The following is a 13,214-nucleotide window of genomic DNA, read 5'->3' as shown; positions in this document are numbered from 1 at the left end:
CACGGGGTTCAGAACCCCTTCTTCACCGAGACGAAGACCTGACGCGGCGCGCCCGCGAGCAACGTCTGGTTATCGCCGCTGGCCGTGAAACCGTTCGAGCCGATCGTCGAGACATAGGTCTTGTCGGTCAGGTTGGTGACGCTTCCCTCGATCGCGATGCCGTGAAGCGGGCCTTCGCCCTCGAACCGATAGCCGATGCTGGCATCGACGAGGACACGACCGGGCACCGACTGGTCGTTGAGATAGGTGAAGTATCGCTTGCTCATGTAGTCGGCGCCGGCGCGCGCGGTGAAGCCGGCGTGTTCGAGCACGATCTCTCCCTTGAGCATGTGCTCGGGGCTGTCGACGGCCATCCTGCCATCGGTCGCGACGAGCACCGCGCCGTTGGCGGCGAGCACATCGTCGGCATATTTCGACTTGTTGTAGGAATAGCTCGCGAACAGCGAGAGTGGCGTCACCACGCGGTAGTTCACCGCGACCTCTGCACCATAGGTGCGCACGCTGCCGACATTGTTCAGCGTCGCCGGGTTGCCGATGATGCCCGCGCCGTTGGCGAAGCCGAGCAGGCGGTTGGAGAAGTCGATATAATAGCCGACCGCGGACGCCTGGATCGGCCCCTGGCGGAAGCGCAGGCCCCCCTCCGCGGTCTTCGAGCGCTCGGGCTTGAGCTGGTCGCGGATGGCGTTGAAGCCGGCCTGCGTGGTAGAGAACGGTCCCGTCGTTGCCGACGAAACATAGGCGCGGACGTTTTCCTTATAGTCCGCGAACAGCTCGGCGCCTGGTGCAAGATTGAACAGGATACCGGCCTGCGGCTGGAACCAGTCCTTCGCGTCGATCCGGCCGACCGCCAGCGGCGAGGTCGTCGCCGGCAGCATGATCGCGCGATTGATGACGTGGAACCCCTTCCACCCGGCGTTCAGCACGACGCGGCCGTCGGCGAGGCGGAGGGTATCGCCGACATGATACTGGATCGTGTCGGTGGTGTATTTGCCGTCCCACTGCGTCAGATAGGGGTTTTTCTGGAAGTCGAGCACGTCGCGATTGGGGGTCGCGCTGTCGGTCATGCCGTAGAAGCGGCGCGACTGGGTGAAGATGTTGGTCTCGTACCAGCCGCCGAGTTCGAGCGTGTTCGCGCCCGTCTCATAGGCAAGGTTGCTCAGCGCGCCGCCGCGCTTGATCGCATATTCGGTCGTGCGGAAACCGAGCGGGCTGCGCGCCGTGATCGGACTGCCGTCGGCATTGGCGGCGCCTGCGGGCGTTGGCGAATAGGGCGTGATCCATGAGCCCTGGCCCGTGTTGTCATGATAATAGCCGGTCGTGGTGAGCGACAGTCCGGGCGTCAGGTGCGCGTCGAACGTGACGCCGCCAAGATAGTCGCGACGGAGGCCGCCAGCGTCATAATAGGCATCGTCGACGGTGCCGAAGCCTGCGGGAAATGCCGTCCCGACGCCCGCCCAGGGCTGCGCGGCGCCCGCCGCGGCCGCGGCCTGGTTTTGCGCGACCTTGGCGATCTGGAGCGCCAGCGGGTAATTGTCGGCGATGTTGTCGTTGCGCAGCCCGCGCCGGCGGATGATGTCCAGGCTGAGATCCTGGTAATCCTGTTCGCGGCGATCGGAGAAGTTCAGGAAAGCCGACAGGCTGCCGAGTGGTCCCAGGTCCTTGACGATCTTGCCGTTCGCCTGGTGCTGGCGCTGGACGCCATCGCCCTTCCACTTGTCGGTCGTCAGATAGCCGTAGCTGAGATAGCCCTTGAGGCCGCCGCCGAGGTCGCCGCTGTCGATGCGGGCGAAGGCGCGATAGGTGTTGTCCGATCCATAGGTGCCGCCGCCCGTGACGTTCGCGGTGTCGCGGGGCCGGTCGCTGAAGAATTCGATCGTACCGCCTAGATTGCTCGTCGACGCGGTGCCGAGCGCGCCCGCACCCTGCGCGACGTCGGTGCGTGCGACGTTCTCGGAGATGATCGCGCGGCTGATGTGCAACCCGTTGACGTTGCCATAGCTCATGTCGCCGAGCGGCACGCCGTCGAGCGTGAAGCCAAGCTGGTTCTGGTTGAACCCGCGCAGCGAGATCCTGACCGCCCATTCATAGGCGCCGAACGGATCGGCGGCCTGGAAATTTACGCCTGGCAGCTTCTCGATCGCTTTCAGCGGGCTCGTGCCCGGCGTCAGGCGGGCGAGGTCGCTCGCATTGATGCTCTGGATCTGCCGGCTCTCGCCGAAGCCGAGGACCACGATCTCGCCGGTCGACGCGTCATCGGTGGTCGTGGTGACCAGGCCGGGGAGGGGGCGGGGGACGCTGAGGACGGCGATGCGGGCTCGACCAGCGTCTGCGCAAGGACCGGCGAAGCGATGGCAAGTGCGGCAACACCCGCGAGCAGGCTGGAAAGACGGTTCATGGTGGTCCCCTTGGGCTGCTGTGATGCAGCTTCGGTTCGCGCCATTGCCGATCTGCGTTACCGCCCGGCGACTGTTCGGTGACGTTTTGGCTTTCGCCCGCCGCGGCGGCAGATTTTCGGGTGTGGAGACGGCGGGCCCAGTGTCCCCATCGGACGGCGGATGCACCGACGGCGTGTCACATCGTGTCGTCGATGCCGCCGGGTGTGCGCGAGAAGCGGGGGGCGGGCGCGGGGGTCCGGCTGCCGTCCGCTCCGAGATAGGTTTTCCGGTCGAGAAGGTGTTGATCACTCATCGCCTCGGCAAACGTCAGCACCGGAGTAACGCAGGCGTCCGAACCGGCGAACACCGCGCTCCATTCGTCACGGGTTCTGCTGGCGAAGGTGCGTTCGAGGAGAAGCGCGGTCTCGCCCCATCGTGCCTCGTCCCGCATGGACGCAGCATCGTCGGTCTCGACGCCCAGCAGGCGGAGCATCTCGGCCCAGAATTGCGGCTCGATCGCGCCCACCGAGACCTCCCGGCCATCGGCGCACAGATAGGTCCGGTAATAGGGGGCGGTCCCGGCGAGCGGATTGCGCGACTTGTCGAGCGTTATCCGCCCCGAGGGGATGAGACCTGCAAATGTCGCCATCAGGCTGCTCACGCCATCGACGATTGCCGCATCGACAACCTGGCCCAATCCCGATCGTTCGCGCTCCCACAGTGCGGCCATGACGCCGAACGCGAGGAACAGCGATCCGCCACCGAAATCGCCGATGAGGTTGAGCGGCGGCACCGACCGCTGCCCGGGTGCGCCGATCGCTGCGAGGGCGCCGGTCAGCGCGATATAGTTGATGTCGTGGCCAGCGGTCGTCGCGCGCGGGCCGTCCTGTCCCCAACCGGTCATGCGGCCATAGACGAGGCGCGGGTTGCGCCCGAGCATGATATCCGGGCCAAGCCCCAGACGTTCCATCACGCCGGGCCGGAAGCCCTCGATCACCACGTCCGTGTCGTCACACAGCGCAAGCGCCGCCTCGCGTCCCTCGTCCGTACGAAGGTCGAGAATCCGTGTCGTCCGGCCCCGGTCGACGACGGGGTTCGGCCAGCCGTTGCCCCCCTTGCGGTCGATCCGGACGACCTCCGCGCCAAGGTCGGCAAGCAGCATCGCGCAGTGCGGCCCCGGCCCGATGCCCGTGAATTCCACGACGCGCAGGCCGACGAGCGGGCCGGAGCGGGGCGCCATGGTCAGAGCGCCTCGATGATCGTCACATTGGCGATGCCGCCACCCTCGCACATCGTCTGCAAGCCATAGCGTTTACCTCGGGCGCGCAGCGCGTGGACGAGCGTCGCCATCAGCTTGGTCCCGCTGGCGCCGAGCGGGTGGCCAAGCGCGATCGCGCCGCCGTTGACGTTCAGCCTTGCGGGATCGGCGCCGACATGCCCGAGCCACGCGAGCGGAACCGGTGCGAACGCCTCGTTGACCTCGTAAAGGTCGATATCGTCGATCGACAGACCCGCCTTGCGCAGCGACTTGTCGGTCGCAAAGAGCGGTTCCTCGAGCATGATGACCGGGTCGCCCGCGGTTACCGTCATGTCGACGATCCGGGCCATGGGGGTGAGGCCATGCGCTTTCAGCGCGCGTTCGTTGACGACGAGGACAGCGCTCGCGCCGTCGCAGATCTGGCTGGCGTTGGCGGCAGAGATGACCCCGCCCTCCTGCAGGAGCCGGACCGTGCCGATACCCTCCAGCGTGGCGTCGTACCGAATGCCTTCGTCGCGCAGATGCGCCTCGCCGTCGACGATGACCGCTGCGATCTCGTGCGTGAACGCGCCCGCCTCGGTGGCGGCAGCGGCACGGCGGTGGCTCTCGAGCGCATAGCGATCCAGCGCGTCGCGGTCGAAGCCGTGTTTCCGCGCGATCATCTCCGCACCGTGAAACTGGCTGAACTCGGCGACGCCGAACCGTGCGGCAATGCTCTCGCTCACCGGGCCGGTGCCAATGCCCGCCTGCCGGTGCAGCGACAGGTTGGTGAACATCGGCACGCGGCTCATGCTCTCGGCACCGGCGGCGATGACGACGTCCTGCGTGCCCGACATGACCGCCTGCGCGGCGAACTGGATCGCCTGCTGGGACGAGCCGCATTGCCGGTCGATCGTGACCGCGGGCACGCTGTCGGGCAATCTCGAGGCGAAGACGGCGTTGCGGCCGAACGCGAACGACTGTTCGCCCGCCTGCGTGACGCATCCCATGATGACGTCCTCGACCGCTGCGGGATCGATCCCCGTCCGATCGAGCAGCGCGTCGAGCACGGTTGCGGCGAGATCGGCCGGGTGTACGCCGGCGAGGCGCCCGTTGCGGCGGCCTCCCGCGGTGCGGACTGCGTCGACGATATAGGCATCGGCCATGATCAGGCTCCCACAAGGTGCGGTTGACGTGACGCGGGACGGACCGTCATCGCGGCGCCATGCGGATGGCGCCGTCGAGCCGGATCGTCTCGCCGTTCAGCATCGGATTCGTGACGATCGCCTCGACGAGCTGTGCATATTCGTCCGGCTGACCGAGACGCGAGGGGAACGGCACCTGCGCACCCAGACTGTCCTGCGCGTCCTGCGGCAGCATCGCGAGGAGCGGCGTCCAGAAGATGCCCGGTGCGATCGTCATGACGCGGATGCCGTAGCGGGCGAGTTCGCGCGCGATCGGCAGGGTCATGCCGACGACACCGCCCTTCGACGCGGCATAGGCCGCCTGTCCGATCTGGCCGTCATAGGCGGCGACCGAGGCGGTATTGATGACGACACCGCGCTCCTCGCCGATCGGATCGGCGGTGTGCAGCGCGGCGGCGAATTGCGAGAGGACGTTGAACGTGCCGATCAGGTTGATCGTGACGATCTTCGAGAAGGCGGCGAGCGGAAGCGGGTGGCCGTTGCGATCGATCACCTTTCCCGGCGGCCCGATCCCGGCGCAGTTCACGAGGATGCGGGCCTTGCCGTTCACCGCCTCCGCCTCCGCGATTGCGCCGGCGACCGCCTGCTCGTCGGTGACGTCGACGCGGATGAAATGCCCGCCGACCGCGTTCGCAAGCGTCGTACCCAGCTCTGCGTTGAGGTCGAGGATCGTGACCTTCGCACCGTGCTGCGCGAGCCGCTCGACCGTCCCGCCGCCAAGACCCGACGCCCCGCCGGTCACGATCGCTGCGACGCCGTCTATCTTCATATGTTCTGATCCCAATGGAAATTGCGAGGAGTTCCGGGACGCACCAAGGACTGTCGGCGGCGCATCCCGGTCGAGCCGCGCGCGCCGACGGTCGCCGCATCGGCTTCGGCAGGCGCCAGGGCACGATCGGCAGTGCGGATCACCGTCCGGTCTTCGTTGTGGATCAATCCACCTCTCCTCGGCCGGTTTGATGAATCCGGCTTCTGTGTCGGGGCAGGTTTGAACGCCCCATGCCGGTTTTGCGCTCGGGCAGCGTGGTTTTCAACATGTCTTGCGCTCGCGTCGCCGCGCGCGGTCCGACCCTGGCCGCGGCGTCGGCATCCGGCCCGACGGGTTCAACCAAGGCTTTCGCGGTTCCGCTCCGTCTGGGGTGTCAGAAGACATCCAAAAGGGGACCTATCCGTGCACCGCTTGCTTCTCGCGTCATCCGCCACGCTTGCCATCGCCTCTGCCGCTTCCGCGCAGACGGTGGTCGATACGAAGCGCACGACCGTCGTGCGTACGTCCACCGTCAAGAACGGTGGTGCCGATAACGTCTCGATCGTCGCGGCGGGCAGCGTCGTGCCGACGGGCGGGACCGCGGTGACGATCGACAGCAACAACGCCGTCAGCAATGCGGGGACGATCCAGGTCACCGATCTCGAACGGCGCGTCGGGCATTTCGGCGCAGGCGGGGGTGAGCGCTTCGATCACCAACACCGGCAAGATCATCATCGACGAGACCTATACCCCGATCGATGCCGACAAGGACGGCGACCTCGACGGACCGTTCGCGCAGGGCAGCGCGCGAACCGGGATCCGCACGGCGGGCGCGTTTACCGGCAATATCATCAACAGCGGCGAGATCACCGTCGAGGGGAACGACTCCGCGGGCGTCCATCTGGGCGGACCGCTGACCGGCGCATTCAGCCACAGCGGCAAGACCAACGTGCTGGGCGATCGATCGGTGGGCGTGCGACTTGCGGCGGTGACGGGGAACGTCACGCTCGGCGGGACCATCACCGCGACCGGCCACGACGCGGTCGGCGCGCGTCTGGACGGCGATATCGGCGGCGCGCTGGTGATCGAGGGACAGATCGGGGTCACCGGCTATCGCTCGACCACGGCGCCGGCGGACCCGTCGAAGCTCGACGCCGACGATCTGCTGCAGGGCGGATCGGCGCTGGTCGTCGCGGGCAATGTGGCAGGCGGGATCACGCTGTCGGGTGCAACCGACAAGCTGGCGGATGTCGTGGCCTATGGCGCGGCGCCGGCGTTCCAGATCGGCGCGGCGGACCGGGCGGTCACGATCGGCGCGATCGCCGGCAGCACGCCGGCGGCAGGGCTGGCGATCAATGGTCGCGTCACGGGCAACGGCGTCTACAGCGGTATCGCAGCCACGGGACTCGCGATCGGCGGGCTGGGTGGTGCCGTCACGATCGCCGGCGGCGTCGCGGTGGCGGGATCGGTGCAGGCGAACGCCACCGGCGCGTCGGCGACGGGGATCCGGTTCGGCGCAGGCGCGACGACGCCCGAGTTGCGGCTGGGCGGAACCGTCGCCGTTACCGGTGGTGGTTCGACGACGACCCAGTCGGTCGCGGTGATGGTCGACACGGGCGCCTCGGTACCGACGATCCGCAATACGGGCACCGTCCGTGCGGCGGCGACCGGTGCCAGCGCGGTTGCGATCCTCGACCGCACCGGCGGCGTGACCTTGGTCGAGAATAGCGGCGTGATCACCGCGGCGGGTGGTGACGCATCGCGGTCGGTGGCGATCGACCTGTCGGCAAACACCAGCGGCGCGGTGGTGCGCCAGACGGCTCCGACGACCGGCGCCGCGCCGAGCATCACGGGGGCGATCCGCTTCGGCACCGGCAGCGACCGGCTCGAACTCGCTGGAGGTTCGGTCAGCGGCGACGTCGCGTTCGGCGCGGGGAGCAACCGGCTCGAGATGAGCGGCGCGAGCAGCTTTGCCGGCACCGCCACCTTCGGCGATGGCGCGGACACGATCGCGATCGGCGACACGGCCCGTTTCAACGGCACGGCCGACTTCGCCGGCGGTGGCGCGGACACGCTGGCGATCAGCGGCAAGGGCGTCTTTGCCGGGCGACTGGTGAATGCCGGCAACGTCGCGGTGACGGTCGCATCCGGCGGCGGCACGCTTGCGGTGAGCGGCGGCGCGACGATCGGATCGCTCAACCTGGGGGACCAGTCGGTCCTGTCGGTCGCGCTGGACAAGGCCAATCCCGCCGCGAACCTGATCACCGTGACCGGCGCGTCGACGATCGGTACGGGCAGCAAGCTCGCGCTGCGCGTCGCCGGGGGCGCCGACATCGCCGGGCAATATGTCGTGTTGCGATCGGGCACGCTGACCGGCGCGCAGAACCTGACGCTGTCGGACGCGACGGTGCCGTTCCTCTACCGCGGGGCGATCGTCGCGGCCGCGCCGAACGAGATCGTCGTCGACGTGGTACGCAAGGCCAAGACCGAGCTCGGCCTCAACACCGCCGCAACGGGTGCGTTCGATGCGGTCGATAGCGCAATCGGCAGCGATGCGAAGCTCGCCGTGGCAATTCGCGGCCTTTATGACGGCGCAGCGTTCCGCGCGGCGATCGATCAGATGCTCCCGAACTATTCGGGTGGTCTGTTCGAAAGCGTCACGCTCGCCTCGCGCGCGGCGGCATCGCAGCTGCGCGAGCCTGCCGGCGCGTTTACCGAAGAGGGCGGCTGGGGGTTCTTTCTCAGCCCGGTCGGATGGGACGCGTCGAAGGCGGAGCGCAGCACGACCGGGTACGATGTCCATGGCTGGGGTCTCAGCAGCGGGCTCGAACGCAAGACCAGCGCGGGCAATTTCGGCGTCTCGCTCGCCTATCTCAGCGGAACCGACAATGAGGGGCTGGCGGTCAACAAGATCAAGCATAGCCAGTATGAACTCGCAGGCTTCTGGCGCGGGCATTGGGGCGGCTTCGCGGCACAGCTGCGCGGGTCGGCGGCGTTCGTCTCGTTCGACAGCGTCCGGCAGTTCGATGCCGAGCTCGAGACCGAAAACGTCCAGCGTCGCGCCGATGCCGACTGGAACGGCATGCTCTATTCCGGATCGGGCGCCGTATCCTACGAGCAGCCGATCGGGCAGTTCAGCCTGCGGCCGGTGCTGGCGATCGACTATTACCGGCTGAACGAGGATTCCTATCGCGAGACGGGCGGCGGCACGGGATATGACCTGACGGTGCGCAAGCGGAACAGCGACGAGCTCGCGGTCACCGCAAGTCTTGCCGCGGGAATCAATTTCGGCGGCGACAATCGCTACGACCAGTGGAGCCGAATCGAGGTCGAGGGCGGCCGGCGCGAGCGCATCGCGGGCGCGCTTGGTCGCACGACCGCCAGCTTCGGCAGCGGCGACGCCTTCACGCTCGATCCCGAGAGCCGTGACAGCGGCTGGACCGGCAAGGTGCGCGCGATCACGGGCACGACCGAGGTGCGCCTGAGCGGGGAAGTCGGCGCCGAACAACGGCTTGGCGACGTCGCGCTGTCGGCGCGCGCGGCCCTCCAGTTCGCCTTCTAGGCGAGGCAGGCATGCCCGGCCGCTGCATGCCTGCAAGGGCAGCGCTCCACCATCCCCCCGGGTGGAGCGCCTTCTTTCTTCCCGGTGGTTCGGCTAGACGGCTGCCTTCCCGCCCCTTCGAACCGGTCATCGTTATGCCGCCCCCGGATCTCCCACAGGGATCGAGGCCGTCTTCCTCGCCAATCGCGACAAGCTGGTCCGCTTTCTCGCCGCGCGTGGTGCTGCGGATGCGGCCGAGGATCTGGTCCACGATCTGTGGATCAAGGTGTCGGGACGGGCGGACGGGCCGATCGGCAATCCGGTCGCCTATCTGTTCCGCGCCGCGGACATGCTGATGATCGACCGGTATCGCGCGCACCGGCAGGCGACGCTGCGCGACCAGGACTGGAGCGAAGCGCAGGACGATGCCGATCCGACCGCCGACCGCGTGATCGCTGCACGGCAGGAAGCGGCGCAGGTTGCCGCCACGCTCGCCGAACTGGAAGCGCGGACCGCCACGATCTTTCGCCGCGCGCGGATCGACGGCGTGCCGCAGCGGCAGATCGCGGCGGAACTGGGGATCAGTCTCAGCACGGTCGAGAGCAATCTCCGCGTCGCCGCTCGTGCGCTCGCGGACCTGAAGGAACGGATGCGATGACCGACGCGCATATCGACGACGAGGCGCTGGGCTGGGCGATCCGCATGGCGGAACCCGACGCCGACTGGGATGCGTTCCTCGCGTGGCTCGAGGCGGATACGATGCGCTCGGGCCGGTACGACCGCGCCGTGGCGATGCTTGACGATGCTGCGGTAGCGGCGGCAGCGGCAGCAGCAGGCGTTGGGGCAGGGGCGGCGATGGCGCCGGCACCGGTCGAGGTCGTTGCCCGACCCGCGCGACGCCGCTGGATCGGCGGCGCGATTGCCGCGACGCTCGCCGGTGCGATCGGGCTGGGCGTGTGGACACAGGCGCCGCAGCCCTATGCGATCGCCACCGCGGCGGGTGAACAGCGCACCGTGCTCCTCGACGACGGCAGCAGCATCGTGCTGGCGGGTGCATCGACCGTCCGGCTCGATCGCCGCAATGCGCGCGTTGCCACCGTCGAGCGCGGCGAGATGCTGTTTAGGGTCCGCCACGATGCCGCACGCCCGTTCGCGGTGCAGGCGGGGGCATTGCGGCTTGTCGACCTCGGCACCGTCTTCGACGTCAAGGCGGCGGGCACGCGCATCCATGTCGCGGTGGCCGAAGGCGCGGTGCTTGTCGATCCCGACGGTGCGGCGCTGCGCCTCGATCCGGGCCAGGCCATCTTCGCCGACGGCGCGACGCGGGTACGCCGCACCGTCGCGACAGCAGACATCGGTAGCTGGCGCGAAGGGCGGCTCGCCTATGACGACGCGCCGCTGGCTGAGGTCGCGGCGGACCTGTCGCGGGAAACCGGGCGACGCGTGGTCGCCGCGCCCGGGCTGACGGCGCGGACGTTCCGCGGCACGCTGGATGTCGAGACCGTCAGGACGCGACCGGCGCTGCTGGGGACGCTGCTCGACGTCACGGTGCGCCAGGATGCGGAGGGCTGGACGCTGGAGCCGCGCGGGTGAAGATGCCGGGAGGCGCCCTCGCGGCACTCCTCGTGGCAGCGGCCCCCGCCGCTGCCGGGACGCTGACGGTCACGCTGCCCGCGGGCAGTGTCGGGCAGCAGGTGATGGCGCTCGGCCGTGTCACGCGTATCAGCGTCGTGGTGCCCGATCCCCGGCTCTGGGCGCGACGCGTGCCAAGCCTGCCGGGGGGAATGCGCGTTGAAGCGGCGCTCGCGCTGATCGCCCGCCGCGCCGGTGCGCGGGTTGAGGCGATCGGGCCGAACAGCTGGAGGCTGGTGGCGCAGCCGACGGTCGCGACGACCGCACAGCCGCTGCGCCCGTTACGCGCGCGCCGATCGGACTGGCCTCCCGAAACGAACGCGGACATCGTCGTCACCGCCAGCAAGCGCGATACGACGCGGGACCATTTCGCCGGCCAGTTCGCGCGCGTCGCGGGCCGCGATCTGGAGTTCGGCGGGGCGGGCGGGACGGAGCGGCTCGCCGACCGGCTGACCAGCGTCGCCTCGACCTATCTCGGCGCGGGTCGCAACAAGCTGTTCATCCGCGGCATCGCGGATTCGAGCTTCACGGGACCCACGCAGGCCACGGTCGGCCAGTATTTCGGCGACCTGCGGTTGAGCTACAATGCGCCGGACCCCGACCTGCGGCTCGCGGACCTCGCCGCGGTCGAGGTGCTCGAGGGGCCACAGGGCACGCTCTACGGCGCGGGATCGCTTGGCGGGTTGATCCGGCTGGTACCCAATGCCCCGGATCCCTCGCGGTTTAGCGGATCGGCGACGATCGGCGGGTCCGCGACGACGCATGGCGCACCGGGCGCGGACACGCAGCTGGTCGCGAACATACCCGTCCTCCTCGACCGGCTGGCGATCCGTGTCGTCGCCAACGCATCGAGCGAGGGTGGCTATATCGACAAGCCGCTGCTCGGCCGCACCGACGTCAATCGCACCCGCATCGAAGGCGGACGCGCCGCGGCGCATCTCGATATCGCGGCGGGCTGGAGCGTCGACCTGATCGGCATCGGACAGCGCATCCGTGGCGCCGACAGCCAGTACGCCGACCGCGACGGCCGCCCGCTCAGCCGGTCCGCGCCGGTTACCGAAGGCTTTTCGGCAGACTTCGGGCAGGGGCAGATCGTCCTTTCCGGTGCCTTCGGCGACGTGCGCTTCCGATCGACCAGCGGGATTACCGCGCACGACCTGATGGAGCGGTATGATGCGACCGCGCCCGGCGAGCCGGTACGGCTGTTCGCGCAGGCCAACCGCACCCGGATGCAGGCAAACGAGACACGGCTCTGGTCGTCGCGCGCGGATGGTTCGGGCTGGCTCGCGGGGTTCAGCTATGTCCATAACCGCACGCGTCTGACCCGGCTCTATGGCGCGCCCGACGCGCTGCTGCCGACCACCGGGGTCGTCAACGGCATCGCCGAGACGACGGTGTACGGCGAAGGCAGCGTGCGTCTGCTACCCGGATTGCTGACCACCGGGGGATTGCGTGTGACCCGCTCGGTCCTCGACGGGGAGGGCGCCGACATCGCGCAGCGCGTCACGCTGGCGCAACTGGCGACGACCGCACAGCGGGCGCAGACGATCATGCTGCCATCGGCATCGGCGCTGTTCGAGCTGACGCCGCAGGTCCAGATGTTCCTGCGGTACCAGCAGGGGTTCCGTCCCGGCGGGCTTGCGATCGAGGGCGACTTCGTACGCCGGTTCCGCAACGACCACGTCGCCACGATCGAGACGGGGCTGCGTTCGGGCCGGCCGGGTGCGGACCGGTTCGATGCGGCGCTCACGCTCGCGCACACCTCGTGGCGCGACATCCAGGCGGATTTCATCGACGGATCGGGGTTGCCGAGCACCGCCAACATCGGCGACGGCGAACTCTGGACGATCGAGGCGACCGCGGGCGCGCGTTTGACGAAGGCGCTGCGGATCGAGGGCGCGGTGTCGTTCAACGACAGTCGCATCGACGAACCCTCGAGCGCGCGGCTGTTCGACCTCGTCGGCACCCTCGCCGCCGATCCCGCGGTCACGCGCGCGCAGCTGGCGGCGCGACTGAGCCAGATCCCCAATATCGCGCGCATCACCGCGCGCGCAGGCGCGGTGTACACGCAGCAGCTCGCGGGGACGAAGGACATCAAGATCGACGGCTGGGTCCGGTACGTCGGGTCGTCACGGCTCGGCGTCGGCCCCGTGCTCGGGCAGAGCCAGGGCAGCTATCTTGACAGCGGCGTCACCGCCCGGCTGGGGCTCGGCGCGCTCGGCGTGACCGCGGGGATCACCAACCTTGCCGACATACGCGGCAATCGCTTCGCGCTCGGCACGCCGTTCACCACCGGTCGCGACCAGGTGACGCCGCTGCGCCCGCGAACGCTCCGGCTCGGGCTCGACGCGGCGTTCTGAGAGGCTGGCTGACAGGCTTTGCCCCTGGCGGCGAAGGCACTGTATTGTCCGCGCGTGGTCGAGATCGGCGGAGCGAACGGGGTTGCAGCACGCAAGCGCGCCGCCGGGCGGGGCGA

General features: G+C 68.9%; 9 protein-coding genes. 4 read left to right on the top strand and 5 right to left on the bottom strand.

The window, feature by feature from the left end; all coding sequences use genetic code 11:
- Positions 1–8 precede the first annotated feature (8 nt).
- The 5 genes from QP165_RS03045 to QP165_RS03025 all read right to left on the bottom strand — a co-directional run bounded on the left by QP165_RS03045 (position 9) and on the right by QP165_RS03025 (position 6,300).
- Positions 9–2,231, bottom strand: coding sequence for a TonB-dependent receptor (locus QP165_RS03045; protein WP_333993715.1), 2,223 nt, complete (start codon positions 2,229–2,231; stop codon positions 9–11).
- A gap of 340 nt (positions 2,232–2,571) precedes the next feature.
- Positions 2,572–3,615, bottom strand: coding sequence for a CaiB/BaiF CoA transferase family protein (locus QP165_RS03040; protein ID WP_333993713.1), 1,044 nt, complete (start codon positions 3,613–3,615; stop codon positions 2,572–2,574).
- A 2-nt stretch (positions 3,616–3,617) separates the two neighbouring features.
- Positions 3,618–4,778 carry an acetyl-CoA C-acetyltransferase gene (locus tag QP165_RS03035; RefSeq protein WP_333993712.1) on the bottom strand — a complete coding sequence of 387 codons (1,161 nt, stop codon included), beginning with the start codon at positions 4,776–4,778 and terminating at the stop codon, positions 3,618–3,620.
- A gap of 46 nt (positions 4,779–4,824) precedes the next feature.
- Entirely contained in the window at positions 4,825–5,586 is a 762-nt protein-coding gene (locus QP165_RS03030) for an SDR family NAD(P)-dependent oxidoreductase (RefSeq protein ID WP_333993711.1), read from the bottom strand.
- Positions 5,587–6,009: 423 nt separating this feature from the next.
- Complete coding sequence (locus QP165_RS03025; protein WP_333993710.1) at positions 6,010–6,300, bottom strand: hypothetical protein; 291 nt, start codon at positions 6,298–6,300, stop codon at positions 6,010–6,012.
- Here QP165_RS03025 and QP165_RS03020 point away from each other — a divergent pair.
- The 4 genes from QP165_RS03020 (at position 6,263) to QP165_RS03005 (ending at position 13,098) form a co-directional block, all read left to right on the top strand.
- Complete coding sequence (locus QP165_RS03020; RefSeq protein ID WP_333993708.1) at positions 6,263–9,127, top strand: autotransporter outer membrane beta-barrel domain-containing protein; 2,865 nt, start codon at positions 6,263–6,265, stop codon at positions 9,125–9,127. The genes QP165_RS03025 and QP165_RS03020 overlap by 38 nt on opposite strands.
- A gap of 160 nt (positions 9,128–9,287) precedes the next feature.
- A complete protein-coding gene (locus QP165_RS03015; RefSeq protein WP_333996927.1) occupies positions 9,288–9,764 on the top strand; it encodes an RNA polymerase sigma factor in 477 nt (158 codons plus the stop codon).
- A complete protein-coding gene (locus QP165_RS03010; RefSeq protein WP_333993707.1) occupies positions 9,761–10,699 on the top strand; it encodes a FecR family protein in 939 nt (312 codons plus the stop codon). The genes QP165_RS03015 and QP165_RS03010 overlap by 4 nt, the downstream gene beginning before the upstream one ends.
- A gap of 2 nt (positions 10,700–10,701) precedes the next feature.
- Positions 10,702–13,098: a TonB-dependent receptor gene (locus QP165_RS03005; protein WP_333996926.1), complete on the top strand. Its 2,397-nt coding sequence runs from the start codon at positions 10,702–10,704 to the stop codon at positions 13,096–13,098.
- Positions 13,099–13,214 lie beyond the last annotated feature (116 nt).

This window comes from Sphingomonas sp. 22R3R2A-7 (assembly GCF_036856055.1).
In the GTDB taxonomy this organism is placed as follows: Bacteria; Pseudomonadota; Alphaproteobacteria; order Sphingomonadales; family Sphingomonadaceae; genus Sphingomonas.
This window is presented reverse-complemented; position numbering and strand designations above follow the sequence as displayed.